The 19,131-nt window shown below is 52.2% G+C and carries 19 protein-coding genes; 13 read left to right on the forward strand and 6 right to left on the reverse strand.

Going from position 1 to position 19,131, the window contains the following annotated elements:
- Position 1: 1 nt before the first annotated feature.
- On the reverse strand, positions 2 to 1,072 hold the full coding sequence (gene coxB, locus A9165_RS03155) for a cytochrome c oxidase subunit II (protein WP_008609695.1): 1,071 nt from the start codon (positions 1,070 to 1,072) through the stop codon (positions 2 to 4).
- 418 nt (positions 1,073 to 1,490) lie between these two features.
- Positions 1,491 to 2,114, reverse strand: coding sequence for a transcriptional repressor LexA (lexA, locus tag A9165_RS03160; protein WP_008609696.1), 624 nt, complete (start codon positions 2,112 to 2,114; stop codon positions 1,491 to 1,493).
- Positions 2,115 to 2,250: 136 nt separating this feature from the next.
- On the opposite strand from lexA, the gene plsB reads away from it, so the two are divergent.
- Positions 2,251 to 4,707 carry a glycerol-3-phosphate 1-O-acyltransferase PlsB gene (gene plsB, locus A9165_RS03165; protein ID WP_218060727.1) on the forward strand — a complete coding sequence of 819 codons (2,457 nt, stop codon included), beginning with the start codon at positions 2,251 to 2,253 and terminating at the stop codon, positions 4,705 to 4,707.
- Here plsB and tesB read toward each other — a convergent pair.
- On the reverse strand, positions 4,692 to 5,561 hold the full coding sequence (gene tesB / locus A9165_RS03170) for an acyl-CoA thioesterase II (RefSeq protein WP_008609698.1): 870 nt from the start codon (positions 5,559 to 5,561) through the stop codon (positions 4,692 to 4,694). The genes plsB and tesB overlap by 16 nt on opposite strands.
- 61 nt (positions 5,562 to 5,622) lie before the next feature.
- Between tesB and A9165_RS03175 the strand changes: the two genes are divergently transcribed.
- Both A9165_RS03175 and A9165_RS03180 read left to right on the forward strand, forming a co-directional pair.
- Positions 5,623 to 6,081 carry an EVE domain-containing protein gene (locus tag A9165_RS03175; protein WP_008609699.1) on the forward strand — a complete coding sequence of 153 codons (459 nt, stop codon included), beginning with the start codon at positions 5,623 to 5,625 and terminating at the stop codon, positions 6,079 to 6,081.
- A gap of 33 nt (positions 6,082 to 6,114) precedes the next feature.
- Entirely contained in the window at positions 6,115 to 6,357 is a 243-nt protein-coding gene (locus A9165_RS03180; protein WP_008609700.1) for a hypothetical protein, read from the forward strand.
- An 85-nt stretch (positions 6,358 to 6,442) separates the two neighbouring features.
- Here the strand turns inward: A9165_RS03180 and A9165_RS03185 are convergent, their stop codons facing one another.
- Positions 6,443 to 8,182, reverse strand: a complete 1,740-nt coding sequence (locus tag A9165_RS03185) for a DUF885 family protein (protein ID WP_008609701.1) — start codon at positions 8,180 to 8,182, stop codon at positions 6,443 to 6,445.
- 262 nt (positions 8,183 to 8,444) lie between these two features.
- On the opposite strand from A9165_RS03185, the gene A9165_RS03190 reads away from it, so the two are divergent.
- The 10 genes from A9165_RS03190 to hemB all read left to right on the forward strand — a co-directional run bounded on the left by A9165_RS03190 (position 8,445) and on the right by hemB (position 16,214).
- Complete coding sequence (locus tag A9165_RS03190) at positions 8,445 to 9,449, forward strand: GGDEF domain-containing protein (RefSeq protein ID WP_008609702.1); 1,005 nt, start codon at positions 8,445 to 8,447, stop codon at positions 9,447 to 9,449.
- 101 nt (positions 9,450 to 9,550) lie between these two features.
- The gene (gene ubiE, locus A9165_RS03195; protein ID WP_008609703.1) at positions 9,551 to 10,306 is read left to right on the forward strand and encodes a bifunctional demethylmenaquinone methyltransferase/2-methoxy-6-polyprenyl-1,4-benzoquinol methylase UbiE; all 756 of its coding nucleotides are present in this window, start codon (positions 9,551 to 9,553) and stop codon (positions 10,304 to 10,306) included.
- Complete coding sequence (locus tag A9165_RS03200) at positions 10,306 to 10,923, forward strand: SCP2 domain-containing protein (protein ID WP_008609704.1); 618 nt, start codon at positions 10,306 to 10,308, stop codon at positions 10,921 to 10,923. The genes ubiE and A9165_RS03200 overlap by 1 nt, the downstream gene beginning before the upstream one ends.
- Positions 10,914 to 12,542, forward strand: coding sequence for a ubiquinone biosynthesis regulatory protein kinase UbiB (gene ubiB, locus A9165_RS03205; protein ID WP_008609705.1), 1,629 nt, complete (start codon positions 10,914 to 10,916; stop codon positions 12,540 to 12,542). Before A9165_RS03200 ends, ubiB begins: the two co-directional genes overlap by 10 nt.
- 30 nt (positions 12,543 to 12,572) lie before the next feature.
- Positions 12,573 to 12,824, forward strand: a complete 252-nt coding sequence (gene tatA / locus A9165_RS03210) for a Sec-independent protein translocase subunit TatA (protein ID WP_008609706.1) — start codon at positions 12,573 to 12,575, stop codon at positions 12,822 to 12,824.
- Positions 12,825 to 12,826: 2 nt separating this feature from the next.
- The gene (gene tatB, locus A9165_RS03215) at positions 12,827 to 13,204 is read left to right on the forward strand and encodes a Sec-independent protein translocase protein TatB (protein ID WP_008609707.1); all 378 of its coding nucleotides are present in this window, start codon (positions 12,827 to 12,829) and stop codon (positions 13,202 to 13,204) included.
- Positions 13,182 to 13,934 carry a twin-arginine translocase subunit TatC gene (tatC, locus tag A9165_RS03220; RefSeq protein ID WP_008609708.1) on the forward strand — a complete coding sequence of 251 codons (753 nt, stop codon included), beginning with the start codon at positions 13,182 to 13,184 and terminating at the stop codon, positions 13,932 to 13,934. Before tatB ends, tatC begins: the two co-directional genes overlap by 23 nt.
- Entirely contained in the window at positions 13,931 to 14,425 is a 495-nt protein-coding gene (locus A9165_RS03225) for a hypothetical protein (RefSeq protein ID WP_008609709.1), read from the forward strand. The genes tatC and A9165_RS03225 overlap by 4 nt, the downstream gene beginning before the upstream one ends.
- 1 nt (position 14,426) lies before the next feature.
- Positions 14,427 to 15,206: a TatD family hydrolase gene (locus tag A9165_RS03230; RefSeq protein ID WP_065954873.1), complete on the forward strand. Its 780-nt coding sequence runs from the start codon at positions 14,427 to 14,429 to the stop codon at positions 15,204 to 15,206.
- Positions 15,207 to 16,214 (forward strand): porphobilinogen synthase, encoded by a 1,008-nt coding sequence (gene hemB, locus A9165_RS03235; protein WP_065954874.1) that lies wholly within the window; start codon positions 15,207 to 15,209, stop codon positions 16,212 to 16,214.
- A 46-nt stretch (positions 16,215 to 16,260) separates the two neighbouring features.
- Here the strand turns inward: hemB and gppA are convergent, their stop codons facing one another.
- Together gppA and rhlB are read right to left on the reverse strand one after the other, a co-directional pair.
- Positions 16,261 to 17,805, reverse strand: a complete 1,545-nt coding sequence (gene gppA / locus A9165_RS03240; protein ID WP_083216214.1) for a guanosine-5'-triphosphate,3'-diphosphate diphosphatase — start codon at positions 17,803 to 17,805, stop codon at positions 16,261 to 16,263.
- Complete coding sequence (gene rhlB / locus A9165_RS03245) at positions 17,774 to 19,054, reverse strand: ATP-dependent RNA helicase RhlB (RefSeq protein ID WP_065954875.1); 1,281 nt, start codon at positions 19,052 to 19,054, stop codon at positions 17,774 to 17,776. The genes gppA and rhlB overlap by 32 nt, the downstream gene beginning before the upstream one ends.
- Between the last annotated feature and the right edge of the window lie 77 nt (positions 19,055 to 19,131).

A 19,131-nucleotide genomic window follows, 5' to 3' on the forward strand; every position in this document is an offset into this window, starting at 1 on the left:
CTTACTCTCCCTTACCCTGCTGCACAGCGTATACATCCGCAGCCTGCACGGCGTCACCGGTATTATTATCAAAGGCATTGCGGGTATAGGTAATGACCGCGGCCAGTTCTTTCAGGCTGAGCTGCCGGCCAAAGGCCTGCATCGCCGTACCGGGTTTACCATTGACGATAATATCGATATGGGCGCGCCGGTCATTCAGCACCAGCTGACTGCCACGGATCGCCGGGAAGATGCCGGGTAAACCGTTACCACTGGCCTGATGACAGGCGACACACCAACCCTGATACACCCGTTCACCGGTAGTCATCAGTTCTGCCATATCCATACTCATTGCCAGTAATTCACGCTCTGCTGCCTTTGCTGCGGCAATCCGGGCCTCTTCCTGTGCCACCCAAACCTGGTAGTCCGCAGGCTCTTTCGCAATCACCACCACTGGCATAAAGCCGTGATCTTTACCGCAGAGCTCTGCACACTGACCACGATAAATGCCAGGCTCATCAACCCGGGTCCAGGCTTCATTAATAAAGCCGGGGTTAGCGTCTTTTTTTACGGCGAAGGCAGGCACCCACCAGGAGTGAATCACGTCGTCAGAGGTCATCAGAAAGCGAACTTTTTTACCGGTTGGGATCACCAGCGGCCGGTCAACTTCCAGCAGATAGTTCTCGCCTTTGGCCAGCTTGTTAGCAATTTGCTCACGTGGGGTAGCCAACAGGGAGAAATATTCGATCTCATGATCAAGATATTTGTAATGCCACTTCCACTGCGAGCCCGTCACTAATACGGTGACATCTGCAGCCGAGGTATCTTCCATCGCGATTAAGGTTTTGGTGGCAGGTATTGCCATACCAATCAGAATCACCACCGGAATGGCGGTCCACAGAATTTCAACCTTAGTGCTTTCGTGAAACTGAGCCGGCTGCACTCCCCGCGCTTTGCGGTGGCGAATGATGGACCAGAACATGATCCCAAACACCACTGCACCGATAACGCAACAAATCCAGAAAATTGTCATATGCAGTTGATAAACCTGCTGACTAATTTCCGTAACGCCCCGGGTCATATTTAAAGGCATGGATGTTGATGCATTTGCCGATGCGGCAAAAAGCAGGGTCGGCAGCGACCAAAGCAGACAACGCGCGTTTGTCACTGTACTTCTCCTCTGTCATTTGCAAAGCAAATTGCAGAAACCAAGTACACAGAACTACACGGTTTTTTTACTACCCACCCAACCGAATCTATGTGCTATACCCTTCATCCTTAAAGATTCGGGGATATAAGTTTCGCAATTTATTATTGTTATTGTTCTTGGGTTGATTTCGAGGCTAGCGCTGAAATCAGTAGCGGCACACCTGTTGTTATTTTTTCGCCGGCTACCGTCTAAGAATTATCCAGGATGAAGATTATGTAAACCCCTAAAATGCAAAAGTGCCGATAAAACCAACAGGTCATACCAGCGCTTTTAAAAATAAGCTATTGAGAAATTTTATAAATTATAACCAGCTACCGTTACGGATCACCCCAACTGCCAAGCCTTCTACGGCGAAAAATTGCTGCCGCAAGTCAACTTTTATCACCTCAAAATCCGGATTTTCCGGTAACAGCAATACCTGATGGCCATCGCGCTGAAAGCGTTTTACCGTGACTTCATCATCGACCCGCGCGACGATGACCTGACCTGGCTGCGCCTGCTGGGTTTTGTGCACGGCCAGTAAGTCGCCATCCAGAATACCGATATCCTGCATACTCATACCTTGCACCCGCAATAAGAAATCAGCATGCGGTTTAAACAGGTTGGCATCGATCTGGTAATGATCCTGGACATGCTCTGCTGCCAGGATCGGCTGACCGGCGGCGACTTTACCAATTAATGGCAAACCCAGTTGCTCCGGGGGCGCGTCCTCTTCCAGTAAACGGATCCCACGAGAGGTGCCGGGTAACATCGCGATCACACCTTTCTTGGCCAGAGCTTTTAAATGTTCTTCCGCTGCGTTAGCTGACTTAAAGCCCAGCCGCACGGCAATTTCTGCCCGCGTCGGCGGCATACCGGTTTCCTGTTGATAATCCTTAATCAGCTGCAGAATTTCTGCCTGTCGTGGAGTAAGAGGTCTGTTCATGCTGGCTACCCATACAGTATTTACTGTGAGTATATACAGTCTTTCTGGCCTTGCCAAGTTTTCAGCGCGAACAAAACTTGCTGCTATGATCAGCTATGCTATTCTTAGCGCCCATTTTTTTCAGGTCAGTAAGGTTATGTTGTCAGGCTTTAAGCTGTTTACCAAACTGTTACGATGGCCCATCCGGCTGTTGGTGAAATATAAAATTGTGCCCGATAATCCGCTGCATGCGCTTGGAGTCGAGCCCGGACGGCCCTTGCTGTATATCTGCCATACTGAGTCCGCCAGTGATTTGGCAACCTTACGCCGGGTATGTCAGCAGTTACAATTACCTGATCCGCTATCGAAGGTGCAATTAGGGTCACAGCTGTTGCCCCGCACTCTGTTTCTGGAGCAACCACACCGGCTGATCGGCGGGCGCGGCAAAACCCGTGCCCTGCAACAAGGCCAGCAACTGTTAGCCGCCCATCTGGCACAGCCTGAGCTAAGAGCGCAGTTAATGCCGGCTGCCATTTTATGGGGCCGGGCACCGGGTAAAGAGAACAGCATTAAATGGCTGATTGGCGAAGCACACTCACCAAACTGGCTGGCAAAATTACTTATTGTGCTAATTTCCGGACGCCATACGCTGGTGCGACTGAGTAAACCCGTGGATCTGCAACAAATGGCGGCCCAGTTTGGTTCCGCACCGGAAACGGCGCGCAAACTGTTACGGATGTCGCGGATCCACTTTTACCGGCAACGGCTGGCGGCAACCGGGCCCAAACTGATGCAACGTAATCAGTTATTTAATGCGTTATTGGCTTCACCGGCGCTGAAAAAGGCCATTGCCGACGAGGCCGAAACTAAACGCATCAGTTATCAGGCGGCCCAGCAGGAAGCCCGCAAGTTATTGCAGGAAATTGCCGCAGACTACCGCACCTCGACGCTACGCTTTGGCGACCGTATCCTCAGCTGGTTATGGCAAAAACTCTACTACGGCATCAAGGTAAAAAATGCCGATCAGCTGCGCGAGCTGGCACAAAAAGGGCACGAAATTGTCTATGTCCCCTGTCACCGCAGCCATATGGATTACTTATTACTTAGCTACATCATCTATCATCAGGGCCTGGTGCCGCCGCATATTGCGGCCGGTATCAATCTGAACTTCTGGCCAGCCGGTACCATTTTCCGCCGCGGTGGCGCTTTCTTTATCCGACGCAGCTTTAGTGGCAACAAGCTTTACTCAGCCGTATTCCGTGAATACCTGAGTTTGTTGTTTATCAAAGGTTATGCCGTTAAGTATTACACTGAAGGCGGTCGCAGCCGCACCGGCCGGCTGTTGCAGCCCAAAACCGGCATGCTGGCGATGACAGTACAGTCGATGCTACGCGGTATCGATCGCCCGGTCACGCTGGTACCGGTGTATCTGGGTTACGAGCATGTGATGGAGGTCAATACCTACCTTAGCGAACTGCAGGGCTCAGGTAAGCAAAAAGAATCGGTGTTTGGCGTACTGAAGGCAATCCGTAATCTGCGCGATTATGGCTATGGCTATGTCAACTTTGGCGAGCCGATTTCACTGAACCAGTATCTGAGCCAGCAAGTGCCAGCGTGGAAAAGTGAAATTAACCCACTGGAAGCACCTAAACCGCAGTGGTTAAATCCGGTGACCGGCAAGTTGTCCGAGCAGATTATGCGGCATATCAATCAGGCGGCGGCATTGAACAGCATTAACCTGATTGCCCTCTGTTTGCTGGCCAGCGATAAGCATAGCCTGACCCGGCAAGAGCTGGTGCAACAGCTGCAAGCCTATCTGACGCTGCAGCAAGCAGTACCCTATCATGCTAATGTCAGCCTGCCAGAACAAAGTGCCGAGCAAATGCTGGAGCATGCGGCCAAGATGCAAAAAATCATGCTGACGGCAGACAGTTTCGGTGAACTGGTCAGTCTAAGCCCGCAGCAAGCGATACTGATGAGTTATTACCGGAATAATATTCTGCATCTGTTTATTCTGCCGGCCATTCTGGCTTCAGCTGTGCTCAGACAGCAGCGACTCAGTTTGACTGAATTGCAAAGCCTGGCCGAGCAACTGTATAGCCTGTTAAAACATGAGCTATTTTTGCAGGTGCCCTCACTGCAGCACTATATCAGGCAACAGGTGCAACAACTGCAGGCGCAGGGGTTATTAATACAGGACGGCGAAGATTATCTGGCACCACCGCAGCACAGCCGCGAATATATGATGTTAGATTTGCTGGCGCACAACGCCGAACATACGCTGCAGCGCTATGCCATGGTCTTTAACCTGCTGCGGGCGCATGGCCCGCTGCCGCGCCCAGAGCTGGAACAGCAAAGCCATCAGCTGGCGCAACGTTTACTAACCTTGCATGGCATCAATGCGCCGGAATACTACGACAAGAATCTGTTTGCCGGCTTAAGCCAGGCATTAAAACTGGAGGGTTACTGTCAGTCAGATCAGGACAACCGGTTACAGGCAACGCCAGCCTTGTCGCGGCTGGCGGCTACCGTTAACTTGTTGTTGCGTAGCGAAGTGTTACAGAGTATTCACAGCATTATGCCGGAGGCCGCAACCACTCAACCCGGCTCCTGATACTCGCGGATCACCCCTTGCTGGATAGTGGTCGCCACCAGTTTACCATCGCGGGTAAAAAACTGGCCTTGCACTAAACCCCGGCCGCCGGATGCGGCCGGGCTATCCACAGCGTAGAGCAACCAGTCATCAAAACGAAAATCCTGATGAAACCACATGGCATGGTCGATAGTGGCGACCTGCATATTTTTCGCCATAAAAGAACGACCATGCGGCTGCAAAGCAGTAGGCAGAAAGTTAAAGTCTGATGCATAGGCCAGCAGATATTTATGCACCCGCAGATCATCTGGCATGCTGCCATTGGCTTTAAACCAGACATAACGCTTTGGCGCACTGACCACCGGCGAAAACGGATTTTGAAAATCCACCGGCCGCATTTCGATCGGTTTTTCGCAGATAAACTTACTGCGTAACTTTTCCGGAATTTGCGCCGCATGCTGTTGGTAGAAATCGAGATCCGATACCAGCTGATCCGGGCCCGGTACCTGTGGCATGTTGAGCTGATGTTCAAAGCCCAGCTCCTCATCCTGGAATGACGCCGTCATATAGAAGATCGGTTTACCATACTGAATGGCACTGACCCGGCGGGTACTAAAGCTTTTGCCATCACGGATATTGTCAACTTCATAGACAATCGGCTTGCTGGCATCACCCGGGCGTAAGAAATACGAATGGAACGAATGTAATTTACGCTCTTCGGGCAGCGTTTCTTTGGCTGCCGATAGCGCCTGGCCCATCACCTGACCACCGAACACCGCCTTAAACCCCAGATCCTGACTTTGGCCGCGGTATAAGCCCAACTCTATGGTCTCAAGTTTCAGCAGTGATAATAAATTCGCAAGTACCTGACTCATACGGTAACCTTTTCCGCTAGCAAGAGGGGTTATTCTGCCGTAATTACCGGAGCCTGGCAAAATGAACTATTGGTTATTTAAAACTGAACCCAGCGAATGCAGTATTGACGATTTTGCGCGCGCACCGACAACCCCTATTGTTTGGGAAGGTGTGCGCAATTATCAGGCGCGAAACTTTCTGCGCGATGGTGTCGTGGTCGGCGATCAGGTGTTGATCTACCATTCCAGTTGCAAAGACATTGGTGTGGCCGGAATTGCGGAAGTGGTCAGAGCAGCTTATGCTGATCCCAGTCAATTTGACCCCCGTAGCCCTTATTACGATGCGAAAAGCTCGCCGCAGCAACCGCGTTGGGTCGCCGTCGATTTGCGTTTTGTAAACAAATTACCCAGACTAATAACACTGGACAAAATTAAAAGCTCGGCTAAGATGGCTGAGTTGCCTGTTGCACAAAAAGGCAGCAGATTGTCAGTGATGCCAGTTACGATACAACAATGGCGGGATCTATTAGCGTTACAATAGTCCCTCACTTAATCCTGTGTTTTGGAGCCCGTTATGCTAGCTATACAGGTACAGGAAAGGCGCCAGACGGAAAAGGACCTTAATTATTTTTGGGATCAGTTAAGTTTAGCGCAGAAATTCTCGGTCGCTGAATTGCAGCGTTATGGCTACCAGCTACAATTTGTCCGTCATTTACCGTATGGCAAGCTTGCGGTACTGGATTTTGACGGTAAGCTGGCGGCGATTGACCAGGAAGGCCAGATTGATACTGCCCCTGATATTGTCCTTCGGGGTTAGATATTAATTTCTGATACTGATTCAGTTTTCCAGAGAGAAATAGATGACAACGCCGGCTTAGTCGGCGTTCTCTTTTTATGTCCTGTTAGGAGCCGCTGAGTTGCTGCTGGATATAATTTTGTACCTGCTGTTCCAACACCGCCAGCGGTACACTGCCATTACCCAGCACGACCTGATGGAAGGCTCGGATATCAAATTTATCCCCCAGTTGCTGTTCCGCCTGTTGCCGCAACCGGCGAATGGTCAACTCACCCAGCTTGTACGACAGCGCCTGTGCCGGCCAGCTGATATAGCGATCAATTTCCGTTTGCACATTGTGCATTGATAAGGCGGTATTTTCGGCCAAAAAGTCGATCGCTTGCTGCCGGCTCCAACCCAGACTATGCATGCCGGTATCTACGACCAGCCGCGCAGCACGCCACATCTCATAGGTCAGACGGCCAAAATTACTGTATGGGTCCTGATAAAAGCCCATTTCCAGCCCCAGATACTCGGCATACAAACCCCAGCCCTCGCCAAAGGCTGAGGTGTAGAAGGTGCGTCGATAGTCCGGTAAATCGCCTTGCTCCCGCGCCAGGGAGATCTGTAAGTGGTGGCCGGGTACCGCCTCATGCAGTGTCAGAGCTTCCATTTCATACAGTGGTCGCCGGTTCAGGGCATAGGTATTCACCCAGTAGTAACCCGCCTGATCGTCACGGGCAGCACCGGAGTAGCGGCCAGTCGTATATTTGGGAGCAATTTCTGCCGGCACTTCTACCACGCCATAAGGCGTGCGTGGTAATAGTTTAAAGAAGCGCGGTAACTGGGCATCGGCCCGCTTCGACAACCAGGCGGCATAACGCAGCAGCTCATCGGCTGATTGCGGGTAGAATTGCGGATCTTCGCGCAAGAACTGCACAAAATCGGCAAAGCTGCCGGTAAAGCCAAGACTATCAATTACCTGCTGCATCTCAGCACGGATCCGCGCCACTTCCGCCAGACCAATGTCGTGTACCTGCTGCGGCGTCATCTGTAGCGTGGTGTAGTGCTCCAAGCGATTTTGGTAGAACGCCGCGCCATTTGGCAAGGTGCTGGCAGCAATATCCTGGCGTGCGCCCGGTAAGTATTGCTGCACCATAAAATCGTAGAAGCCCTGAAACGCCGGATTCACCGCCGTCTCAATTATGCCGAGGGCCTGCTGCCGGAAGCTTTGCCATTCCTGCTCACTGATCAGGTCTGATTTGCGCTGTAGCGGCTGAAAAAACACGCTTTGCTCAGGCAGGGCAATATAGGAACTGATACTTTGCTCAAAACCCGCCAGCACTACCGCCGGCTGGGTAATACCTTGGTCCAGGCCCTGCTGCATCAGCGCGATCTGTTGCGCCATATAACCGGGAATCGCGGCCAACCGTTGTAAATATTGCTGGTAATCATCGACTTGCCGTAAAGCAGAGCGCTGAAAACTAAACGCCAGCGAGGTATGAAAGCCCGATTCAGAGGTCAATGGCATCAAATGCGCATTAAATTGATACTGATCGATCTCATCCGCCAGCCGATAACTCAGAATGGCGTGATTAATCTTATCCTGTTCGCTCAGCCGCGTCAGGTCAACCGCCTGTAACTGCTGCTGCAATGCCAGCCGTTGTTGTTGCCGTGCAGCCAGTGCTGCCGGCGACATATCGGTTAAGGTACCCGGTGCTGGCGTACGCAGGGCGGTTTCAGCCTGCCAAATCTGCTCAGCCAGTTGGCTAAAGCCCGGCGCCACAGCGTCCGGAGTCTTACTGGCACAGCCTGCCAACAGCAGTATCGCAGCAATCAGACTGAGGGGTTTTGCTCGTATTTGCATCAGTGATTCCCTGTTATTTTGATTTTCTTTCCTTGATTGTACCTGTCTGACCGCAAAAAAGCAGAGCACGGAACCGATTAAACCGGCACTTTATCGCTATTTTCGGCAATCTGAACTCCGGCGCACTGCGAATTTCAATACAATCACTAAATTATCTGTAAAAGATATTGCCTGTAATCTTTTATCACGTACTATAGGTTTGAAAGAATAATAAGATTGCGCTGATGGAGCCCTGATCCCTGCCATGAAGTACAAGGACACGATGCAGCAAGCTTTGGACAAAGCAACGCAGGTAGGTGCCTTTTTGCGCCATAACCAGCTTGCCGCGCATCCGACCAATTACACTGTTGCCTACGAATACATCAGTGGGAATAACGCTGAACTGTGTCAGGCGATAGAACAGAAACTGGCAGCTAAGGCCGAGTTTGACGACTTTATTATGGCGGAGCTGTACAACCGCTATTTAATGCCGGAACATCAGCAACAGGAGCAACTGTTGCAGGATGTATCAGGTATGGTCAGCCGGCTTTCCGGTTACACTGACCTCGCCGCTGAAGCCACCGAAAACTTTATCGACCAATTGGATCATACCGCCTTTAAGCTGGAGCAAGATGCCCAGCCGATGCCTCCGGCGCTGGCCGAATTGAAACAAGTCACCCTCGCCTACCGTAAACAGCAGCAACAATTGAATCAGCAACTGGTGGCGGCAAACCAGCAAAGCCATCAGCTGCGTGATGAGCTGGAACAACTAAAACAGCAACGACTGCAAGATCCCCTGACTGGCTTGTATAACAGGGTGGCGATGCAAAATCAGGTTGAGCTGTGGTTAAGCGAACAACCTGACCGACGCATCGCGGCTATTGCGGTAGATTTGGATCACTTTGCCCGTTTTAATCAGGATTATGGCGCCACCATTGGCGATATTATTTTGTCCAAGGTGGCGAAAAAAGTGCGCAGCTATGTACAGGAAAGTGGTATGCCGGTGCGCTCTGGCGGGGAAGAGTTTTTACTGCTGCTACCCGATGTAGACCTGAGAACCGCCGCCGAAATTGCCGAACAAGTCCGCAAAGGCGTTGAGAAACTGCGTTTTGTCTCCGCCCGGGATAAGAAAAGCTTACCGAAAATCACTATCTCACTGGGTGTGGCACTGTATCAGGCATCGGAAAACTGGTATCAGTTTTTATCGCGCACCAATAACGTGTTACAGCTGGCAAAACAACGTGGCCGCAATCAGGTTGCCAACGAGGCCATGCTGGCCGCTGTCTGACGGGCGTGTTGCATATTTTTTAACGGGATCCCCTCTGGTTGTTGGCTCGGCCGGCGTAATCTTTTACACTAGCGGCCTAATGTTCCCAAGCAGGCTTTGTTATGTCCGAACCTACCAATAACACCACGCATTTTGGCTTTAAATCTGTACCTAAAGAGCAGAAAGTTGCGATGGTCGCCGATGTCTTTCACTCGGTCGCCGCCAAGTACGACATTATGAATGACGTGATGTCGATGGGCATTCACCGGCTGTGGAAACGTTTTACTATCGACTGCAGCGGCGTGCGGGCCGGGCAACAGGTACTGGATCTGGCCGGGGGTACCGGCGATATTACTGCCTTATTCTCCAAACGGGTTGGTCCAAGCGGCAAAGTGGTACTGGCCGATATTAATGAGTCAATGCTAAATGTCGGCCGCGATAAACTGCGTGACCTGGGCCTGGTGAATAATATCGAATTTGTGCAAGCCAACGCTGAAGCCCTGCCCTTTGCCGACAACAGCTTCGATATTGTCTCTATTGGCTTTGGCTTACGTAATGTCACCGATAAAGATGCGGCACTGCGCTCAATGTTCCGGGTGCTCAAGCCCGGTGGTCGCTTGCTGGTACTGGAGTTTTCCAAACCAGAAAGCGAATTACTCAGTAAAGCTTATGACCTCTACTCGTTCCGCATTCTGCCTTTTATGGGCCAGTTGATCGCCAATGATAAAGAAAGCTACCAGTATCTGGCCGAGTCAATCCGGATGCACCCGGATCAGGAAACCTTAAAGCAGATGATGCAGGACGCCGGCTTCCAGGAAGTCAGTTACCATAATCTGACCGGTGGTATTGTTGCCTTACATCGGGGCTATAAATTCTGATGTTGCCGTTATTGCCACAATTGCTGTGTGCTGTGGCAGAGCGGCTCAGCCGCAAAGCGATAGCGCTGGATCCATCCTGCCTGCCCAAACTGCGTCAGCTACAAGGCAAACAGCTGGCTTTCGCCTTACGCGAGCTGAAACTGACGATAGTGGTCAGCGCCGGTAGCGATAGTTTGCTGTTTAATCAGCAGGACGAAACGGCCGACTGCCGGATCAGTACCGATCTGGCCAGTTTGCGCCAATTGCGCGACCCCAGCCAGTTAACCCGCCTGATCAAAGCCGATGCCCTGCAAATTGACGGCGACTTACAGCTGGCGCAGCAATATGCCAGTTTTTTCCAGCAGCTTGACCCCGACTGGCAAACCGAGCTTGCCCGCTATCTGGGGGATGCCACCAGTCATAAATTGTTGCAGACGTTAAGCCAACTCAACAGCTACTGTAGTCAGAAATGGCAGTTGTTACAGCAAACACAGCTCGAGCTGGTACAGGATGAACTGCAATTAGTACCGGTGCGGGCAGAATACGAGCTGTTTACCCAACAGCTTAGCCAACTGCAGGGGCAGGTAGAGCAAGTCCGACGCAAAATCCAACAACTGCAGGAGTCCAGGTGCGCCTAAGCCGTTTCTATCAGATCCAGAAAACCTTGCTGCAATATGGGCTGGATGAGCTGATCCCTGCCCAGTGGCAACCCTGGTATGCCCGGGCGGCGCGGCGTTGTCTGTTCTGGTTAAAAAACCGCTATCCCGAACAGTCTGTCGCCGCCAGACTGCGTCTGGCATTGCAAAGTCTGGGACCGGTCTGGATTAAGTTTGGCCAGATGTTATCCACCCGGCGCGATTTATTACCGGCCGAGCTGGCAGACGAGCTGGCGATCCTACAGGATAAGGTCAGCCCCTTTCCTGGTGAGCAAGCCAAGGCATTAATCGAACAGGCGCTGGGACTAAATGATATCCAGCAGCTGTTCGCCGAATTCGACATTACACCTCTGGCTTCGGCCTCGATTGCCCAGGTGCACAGCGCCCGCTTGCAATTAGCTGACGGCACCCAGGCGGCTGTCGTGGTTAAGGTGATCCGCCCGGGGATCGAAAAGCAAATCCTGGCTGATCTCGCCCTGATGGACAGCCTGGCCGTAATCGCGGCCCGCCTGTTACCCGATGGCAAACGTCTGCGGCCACGGGAAGTGGTATCGGAATATCGCAAAACCATTCTCGATGAACTGGATTTGCAACGCGAAGCAGCGAACGCTATTCAACTACGACGCAACTTTGAAGGCTCAGATTCGCTGTATATTCCTTTTGTTTACGCCGATTACAGCCGCAGTAATATTATGGTCATGGAACGGATCTATGGTATTCCGGTTTCTGATATCGCGGCACTGGAAGCGCAAGGCACTAATATGGAGCTGCTGGCCAAACGCGGGGTCGAGGTGTTTTTTACCCAGGTATTCCGTGACAGCTTTTTTCATGCCGACATGCATCCGGGGAATATCTTCGTTGCGCGTGAGCATCCGGAAAATCCAAAGTATATCGGTATTGATTGTGGCATCGTGGGTACCCTCAATGCCGAAGATAAGCGCTATCTGGCAGAAAATTTTGTCGCCTTTTTTAATCGCGATTATCGCAAGGTGGCACAGCTGCATCTGGACTCTGGCTGGGTACCCGCCCATACCAAGGTAGAAGAATTTGAAAGTGCGATCCGCACCGTCTGCGAGCCAATTTTTCAAAAGCCGCTGGCTGAGATTTCCTTTGGGCATGTGCTGCTGAATTTATTTAATACAGCGCGCCGCTTTGAAATGCAGGTCCAGCCGCAGTTGGTGCTGTTGCAGAAAACCCTGCTCTATATTGAGGGTTTAGGGCGGCAACTGTATCCGCAACTGGATTTATGGAAAACCGCTAAACCCTTTCTGGAAAACTGGGTCAAACAACAGGTAGGCTTGCCAGCGATTTGGCGGCAGGTGAAAGAGAATTTTCCGTTCTGGGCAGAAAAAATGCCCCAGATGCCGGAGCTACTGCACCGCTATCTGGAGCAAGGCCCACGGCAACAACAGGCGCTGCTGTTGCAGTTACAAGCGTTGCAACAACAACAGCAACATGGGAAAGCGCAAATTATTAGTGCGGTGCTTGCAGCAGCCAGCTTAATCAGTGCTAGTATAGCGCTTAGCATCAATTTACCGGTACTGGCCAGCCTGTTGGGGGCCGGTGCCATCGCCCTAACGGTTAGGGCGCTGCTGCACTAGCAGCAGTCAGGCAATTCCGAGGATAAGAGCATGGGTTTTGGTGGTATTAGTATCTGGCAACTGTTGATTGTATTGGCGATTATTGTTTTGCTGTTCGGCACCAAGAAGCTGCGCGGTATTGGCTCTGATTTAGGCTCAGCCATCAAAGGATTCCGCAGCTCAATTAAAGATGAAGAGCAGCCGGAACAGCCAGCCGCCGAGCAAAAGCCACAACAGCTGCCAGAGCAGAAAAACACCGCTGCCAACAGCAACACGGTTAACACTGAAAAAGATAAAGTCTGATTATGGGCTTTTGGGAACTGCTGGTTATCGCGGTGGTCGCCCTGCTGGTGCTGGGACCGGAACGCCTGCCCGGGGCGATCCGCAGTACCGTGAAGACAGTGCGCAGTATCAAACAGTTTGGCCAGCAAATGCAGGCCGAGCTGAATGACAACCTGCGTGTACATGAGTTACATCAAAAGCTAAAAGACGCTGAAGCCAAAGGCCTGGTTAATCTGACTGCTGAGGAAACCGCAGCGCTAAAGGAGCTCACCGAAGCGGCAAATGCGGTGCGCCCGGCCAGTTCTGCTCAGGCGACACCTTTGCCAGTGCCAACCCCAGAAACTCCAGCACCAACTGCCGAAGAGACCGCTGTAAATAATGAAAACAAAACCGGATCCTGACAGCCTGTTAGGTCACCTCGTCGAGTTACGTAACCGTCTGCTCCGCTGCGTTATTGCGGTCTTAATCGTCTTTGCTGCGCTGGCTTACTTTGCGCGTGATATCTACGCCCTGCTGGCAGAACCACTGTTAGCGGTGTTGCCGGAAGGCACCAGCATGATTGCCACAGACGTTGCAGCCCCCTTTTTCGCGCCCTTTAAGCTGACCTTTATCGTCGCGATCTGTCTGGCTATTCCGTATATTCTGTGGCAAGTGTGGCAATTTATTGCGCCGGCGCTATACAGCCGTGAGAAAAAGCTGATGGCACCGCTGGTTTTCAGCAGCACCCTGCTGTTTTATGCCGGCATAGCGTTTGCCTACTTTGTCGTCTTCCCACTGATTTTCGCCTTTTTTACCAGTGTCGCGCCGGCCGGTGTCACCATTGCTACCGATATCAGCAGCTATCTGGATTTCGTGCTGAAGCTGTTCTTTGCTTTTGGCTTATCTTTTGAGATCCCGATTGCGATTCTGTTATTGATCTGGAGCGGCAGCGTAACCCGGCAGGCACTGGCCGAAAAGCGCCCTTATATTATTGTCGGCGCCTTTGTACTTGGCATGTTATTAACACCGCCTGATGTCTTATCACAAACCCTACTGGCTATTCCGATGTGGCTGTTGTTTGAAGCCGGCCTTTGGCTCAGCCGTTTTTATCAGCCCAAGACTGATGAACCCTCGCAGGAACAAGAACCATGAAATTACTGTTTACGACTTCAACTTTCGCCCTGTTACTGTTAGCCAGCCCCATGCTACAGGCGCAAAGTTCGCTGGCAGCGCAATTAGAGCAGTGCCGTACCGAGCAAAATGCGTTAAAGCGGCTGGTCTGCTATGACGAAATTAATCTACGCACTGCAGGCACCGTAGCCACCCCGGCACCACAGGCCGCTGAACGCGCGCGGCAAGCCACCATAGCCACGCCAGCCACGGATAATTTCGGCAAAGAACATCGTCAGGTCGCGGCAGATCCGGTGGACCAACTCTATGCCACTGTCACCAAGCTTAGCCTGAGTCCACGTAAAGAAATGATTATTGAGCTGGATAATGGCCAAATCTGGCGTCAGAGCGGCTCTGGCCAATTCCCCCTACAAAGCGGTGAGCGCATCTATATTAAGCGTGGCATGCTGGGCGCTTTCTATCTGGGTAAAGATGGCAGCAACCGCACCTTGAAAGTGGTACGCAGCAACTAAGATGCGCTGGTTTGATGCCGGGGTAAATTTATTTAGCCCGCAATTTGCCGGTCAGGAAGCCGCTATTGTGGACGAAGCGCAGGCGGCTGGCATAGCGCGTTTGCTGTTAATTAGCAGTGAGCTGGCAGAAAGCCAACACAACCTGGGGTTCCGCCTGCAATATGCGAACTGCTACACCACAGCAGGCGTCCATCCGCATCAGGCAGCCCAGGTTAGTAGCGACTGGCTGGCTAGCCTGCAACAGCTGGCACTTCAGCCTGGCGTAGTCGCGATTGGCGAATGTGGCTTGGACTTTAACCGCGATTTTTCGCCGCGTCAGCAACAACAACAGGTTTTCGCCGAGCAGCTGCAACTGGCTAAACAGCTTGATAAAGCGCTGTACCTGCATGAAAGGGATGCTTTTGCTACCCAACTGGCGATGCTAAACGAGCAACAAATCAGCTATGGCATCGCGCACTGCTTTACCGGCGATCGCAGTCAGCTACAAGCTTACCTGGACCTGGGGCTCTATATTGGCATCACCGGGTGGCTCTGCGACGAACGTCGCGGTCAGGCATTACAGCAAGCCATCCACTATATTCCGGCCGATCGCTTAATTCTGGAGACCGACGCCCCCTACTTACTCCCCAGAACAGTAAGACCCAGACCAAAACGTAATACCCCGGCGTTACTGCCGGCGATAGCGGCGGAGGTCGCGCGGCTGACTGGCCGTGAGTTGGCCGAAATCGCAGCGCAAACCTATGCTAATAGCTGCCGGCTATTTCAACTTGAGGATCGCTAAGTGAATACAAATCGCTATTTCCCAGCCAGCCGGCCCCGCCGGATGCGTGAACAGGACTTTAGTCGCCGCCTGATGGCCGAACACAAGCTGACAGTCGATGATCTGATTTATCCGCTGTTTATTGTCGAAGGTGAACAACAACGGGAGAGTATCGCCTCCATGCCAGGTATTGAGCGACTGAGTCTCGACCTGCTGCTTGAGGAAGCGAAAGAGCTGGTTGCTCTCGGTATTCCTGCCATCGCGCTGTTCCCGGTGGTACCGGCAGCGAAGAAGTCATTAAACGCTGAAGAGGCCTGGCAGCCGGATGCGCTGGTGCAACGGGCGGTAAAACTACTGAAACAGCAGGTTCCGGAACTGGGCATTATCACTGATGTGGCCTTGGATCCTTTTACTACCCACGGTCAGGACGGCATCATTGATGATAACGGTTATGTGCTAAATGATATCACCACTGAGGCGCTGGTGAAGCAAGCTCTGTCACATGCTGCTGCCGGTGCCGATATCGTTGCGCCCTCGGATATGATGGATGGCCGGATTGGCGCTATCCGCGAGGCGCTGGAAGACGCAGGTTATGTTAACACCCGTATTCTGGCTTACTCGGCGAAATACGCCTCCAGTTACTATGGCCCCTTCCGTGATGCGGTTGGCTCTGCTGGCAACCTTAAAGGTGGTAATAAAAAAACCTATCAGATGGATCCGGCTAACAGCAACGAAGCCTTGCATGAAGTCGCGTTGGATCTGGAAGAAGGCGCCGATATGGTGATGGTAAAGCCGGGTATGCCTTATCTGGATATTGTACGGCGGGTAAAAGACGAGTTTGGCGTGCCCACTTTTGCCTATCAGGTCAGTGGTGAATATGCGATGCATATGGCGGCTATTCAAAATGGTTGGCTCGCCGAAAAACCGGTGATTATGGAGTCGTTACTGGCATTTAAACGCGCCGGCGCCGATGGCATCCTGACCTACTTCGCCAAGAAAGTTGCGATCTGGTTGAAACAGGGCGCCTGAGACCAGCGGCGCCTGTGCTTCGCGACAGGCGCCCGACAAAGCCCGCTTAATTGATACTCAACTGCCAACCAGCTTGTTGCTGGTACTGGATTTCCTGTTCCAGCTCGGCACGCATCAAAGGGTGTTGTTCCAGCCAACCGTTCGGTAAAACCAGCTCCAGGCTTTCTGCCTTCGCGTTGATCGTGACCTGAGGCAGGGCCTCATGCCGGCGTCGCATCGACAATATCACCGCCAGGCGCAGGATACGGGTCAGACGCACCGCCAACACCACTGACGTCATCGTCTGCCGGGCCAGTACTTCAGGCATGATTTCGGCGCGATGGTTATGTACCAGAGCCATTAACAACTGCTGCTGTGCGCGGGTAAAGCCGGGTAAATCGGAGTGACTGATAATATAGGCACCATGATGATGGTGATTTTTGTATTCGATTAACAGGCCAAGTTCATGCAACAAGGCACTACACCGCAGCATGCTCAGGCCTTCAAACTTCTGCAGATCCCAGCGACTTTGTAATTGCGCCGCCAGCTCCAGTGCCATCTCAGCCACCCGCTGCGCATGCTGTTGATCAATAAAATAGCGGATCATCAGACTGTTTACGGTACGATGCCGGACATTGGCATCCTGCAGTTGCGGTAGCATGCTGTACAATACGCCTTCACGCAGCGCACCGCCGGACAGTGTCATGCCCTGAATATCCAGCTGCCGGAACAGGGCAATCAGAATGGCTAAGCCGGATGGAAATACCTGCTTGCGTTCCTGCGCCAGCCCAACCAGATTTAGCTGCTGCAACTGGCCACAGGCCATCACCTGCTGCAAGATATCATCCAGTTTTTGCAGGGTAATCACTTCGTCTTTACCCTGAGCGACCAGCATTTCCTGTACCGCCTGCACTGTGCCCGATGCGCCCACCGCCAGCTGCCAGCCGGCCTGCCGGAACTCGCTGACAATAGGCTGAATTTGTTGCTCAGCCGCAGCTATCGCCGCCAAAAAGTTTTCTTCGCTCAGTTGCTGATCGCTGAAATAGCGTTCCAGGTAGGTGACACAGCCCATATTTAAACTGGCCAGCTGTTTCGGGCTAAAGCCCTGACCAATCACCACCTCGGTACTGGCGCCACCAATATCAATCACCAGTCGACTGCTGTCACTGTTGGAGGTATGGGCCACGCCCAGATAAATGATGCGGGCTTCGTCCTCGCCGCTAATCACCTCGACTTTTTGCCCTAAAATGGCTTCAGCCTCAGTTAAAAAGCTGCTGACATTGCGCGCCAGACGCAAAGTCGCGGTGCCAACGATACGGATATTCTGACTGGGGATGTCCTGCAGGCGCTCGGCGAAAAGGGCCAGGCACTCCCAGCCACGTTTCATTGCTTTATGACTGAGCACCAGGCTGTCGTTTAAACCGGCCGCCAGCCTGACCTTGCGTTTGACCCGGCCAATCACTTGCACCGAGCCGCCGACCACCTTGACCATCAGCATATGAAAGCTGTTGGAGCCAAGATCGATCACCGCATAGATATCACTATGCGGTGAAGGCGTAGCCACTTTGACTGCGGTGAGATCAGGGGCGATTACGCGGGGCTCTGGCGCCATGGCTATTGCGTCCACTATGGCTGCGACCACCACTGCGGGCCTGGCCCGGGCGGCGTCTGACCCGCGGTTTTGGCGGGGTAAGATCGGTCAGCAAGGCATCCACGTCGTACTGGGTAACCGGGATCGGATGCTTGATATAGTCTTCAATCGCCGTCAGATTTAACGCATAACGTTCGCAGGCAAAACTGATCGCTTTACCACTCTCGCCAGCGCGACCGGTGCGGCCAATGCGATGTACGTAGTCTTCGCAGTCATCCGGCAAATCGTAGTTAAAGACATGGCTGACTTTCGGGATATGTAAACCACGGGCGGCAACATCGGTCGCTACCAGAATATCCAGTTTGCCGGTAGTAAAATCATCGAGGATTTTCAGCCGTTTTTTCTGGATCACGTCACCGGTTAATAGGCCAACCCGGTGACCATCGGCGTCTAACCAATGATAGACATCTTCACAGGCATGCTTGGTATTAGCAAACACTATGGCTTTATCCGGCCATTCTTCTTCCAACAGCGTTAGCAACAGCGGCATCTTATGTTCATGCGCCGGATAGAACAGTTCTTCACTGATCCGGCTACCAGTCATTTCTTCCGGCGCGATATGGATATGTACCGGCTGGTTCATCTTCTCAAACGCCAGTTCCTGTACTTTATATGACAGGGTGGCAGAGAATAATAGACTTAAGCGTTCGGTCGCCGGCGGCATCCGGTTAAACATAAAGCGGATATCTTTGATAAAGCCAAGATCAAACATCCGATCTGCTTCATCCAGCACCACCACCTGAATTTGCGACAGGTCGTACAAACCTTGTTTCAGGTAATCGATCAGCCGGCCGGTGGTACCAATTAAAATATCTACACCCTGCTCCAGGGCCTGGCGTTGAGAATCATAGCCCTCGCCCCCATAGATCAGACCAAGCCGCAGGTTGGCTTTTTGCGCCAGCATTACGGCATCATTATGGATCTGAACGGCCAGTTCGCGCGTAGGAGCCATAATAATAGCCCGCGGTTGGCCTGAGCCTTTTGGCTCATGGGTCAGCAGATGGTGAAAGGTCGCCGTTAAGAAAGCCAGTGTTTTACCCGTACCTGTTTGCGCTTGACCGGCGATATCTTTGCCAGCTAACGCCAGGGGTAAACATTGGGCCTGAATTGGCGTACAATAACCGAAACCTTGCGCATTCAATGCGTCAAGAACCTGGGGCGCCAATGCGAAATCGGCGAATTTATGCGATGTTAAGTGTGTTTTATTCATACCTGCCTAGCATAACTGTTACGCTTGCAATAAGAAACAGCCGCGATTAAATTGATAATAGATATTTGCAGTGTAAC

Origin of the sequence: Alishewanella sp. HH-ZS (assembly GCF_001704375.1) — a bacterium.
Classification (GTDB): Bacteria; Pseudomonadota; Gammaproteobacteria; order Enterobacterales; family Alteromonadaceae; genus Alishewanella; species Alishewanella aestuarii.

Excerpts from the sequence above, each read along its gene's own strand:
- coxB (WP_008609695.1), bottom strand. The coding sequence starts at position 1,072 with ATGCCTTTAAATATGACCCGGGGCGTTACGGAAATTAGTCAGCAGGTT.
- lexA (WP_008609696.1), bottom strand. The coding sequence starts at position 2,114 with ATGAACAGACCTCTTACTCCACGACAGGCAGAAATTCTGCAGCTGATT.
- plsB (WP_218060727.1), top strand. The coding sequence starts at position 2,251 with ATGTTGTCAGGCTTTAAGCTGTTTACCAAACTGTTACGATGGCCCATC.
- tesB (WP_008609698.1), bottom strand. The coding sequence starts at position 5,561 with ATGAGTCAGGTACTTGCGAATTTATTATCACTGCTGAAACTTGAGACC.
- A9165_RS03175 (WP_008609699.1), top strand. The coding sequence starts at position 5,623 with ATGAACTATTGGTTATTTAAAACTGAACCCAGCGAATGCAGTATTGAC.
- A9165_RS03180 (WP_008609700.1), top strand. The coding sequence starts at position 6,115 with ATGCTAGCTATACAGGTACAGGAAAGGCGCCAGACGGAAAAGGACCTT.
- A9165_RS03185 (WP_008609701.1), bottom strand. The coding sequence starts at position 8,182 with ATGCAAATACGAGCAAAACCCCTCAGTCTGATTGCTGCGATACTGCTG.
- A9165_RS03190 (WP_008609702.1), top strand. The coding sequence starts at position 8,445 with ATGCAGCAAGCTTTGGACAAAGCAACGCAGGTAGGTGCCTTTTTGCGC.
- ubiE (WP_008609703.1), top strand. The coding sequence starts at position 9,551 with ATGTCCGAACCTACCAATAACACCACGCATTTTGGCTTTAAATCTGTA.
- A9165_RS03200 (WP_008609704.1), top strand. The coding sequence starts at position 10,306 with ATGTTGCCGTTATTGCCACAATTGCTGTGTGCTGTGGCAGAGCGGCTC.
- tatA (WP_008609706.1), top strand. The coding sequence starts at position 12,573 with ATGGGTTTTGGTGGTATTAGTATCTGGCAACTGTTGATTGTATTGGCG.
- tatB (WP_008609707.1), top strand. The coding sequence starts at position 12,827 with ATGGGCTTTTGGGAACTGCTGGTTATCGCGGTGGTCGCCCTGCTGGTG.
- tatC (WP_008609708.1), top strand. The coding sequence starts at position 13,182 with ATGAAAACAAAACCGGATCCTGACAGCCTGTTAGGTCACCTCGTCGAG.
- A9165_RS03225 (WP_008609709.1), top strand. The coding sequence starts at position 13,931 with ATGAAATTACTGTTTACGACTTCAACTTTCGCCCTGTTACTGTTAGCC.
- A9165_RS03230 (WP_065954873.1), top strand. The coding sequence starts at position 14,427 with ATGCGCTGGTTTGATGCCGGGGTAAATTTATTTAGCCCGCAATTTGCC.
- gppA (WP_083216214.1), bottom strand. The coding sequence starts at position 17,805 with ATGGCGCCAGAGCCCCGCGTAATCGCCCCTGATCTCACCGCAGTCAAA.
- rhlB (WP_065954875.1), bottom strand. The coding sequence starts at position 19,054 with ATGAATAAAACACACTTAACATCGCATAAATTCGCCGATTTCGCATTG.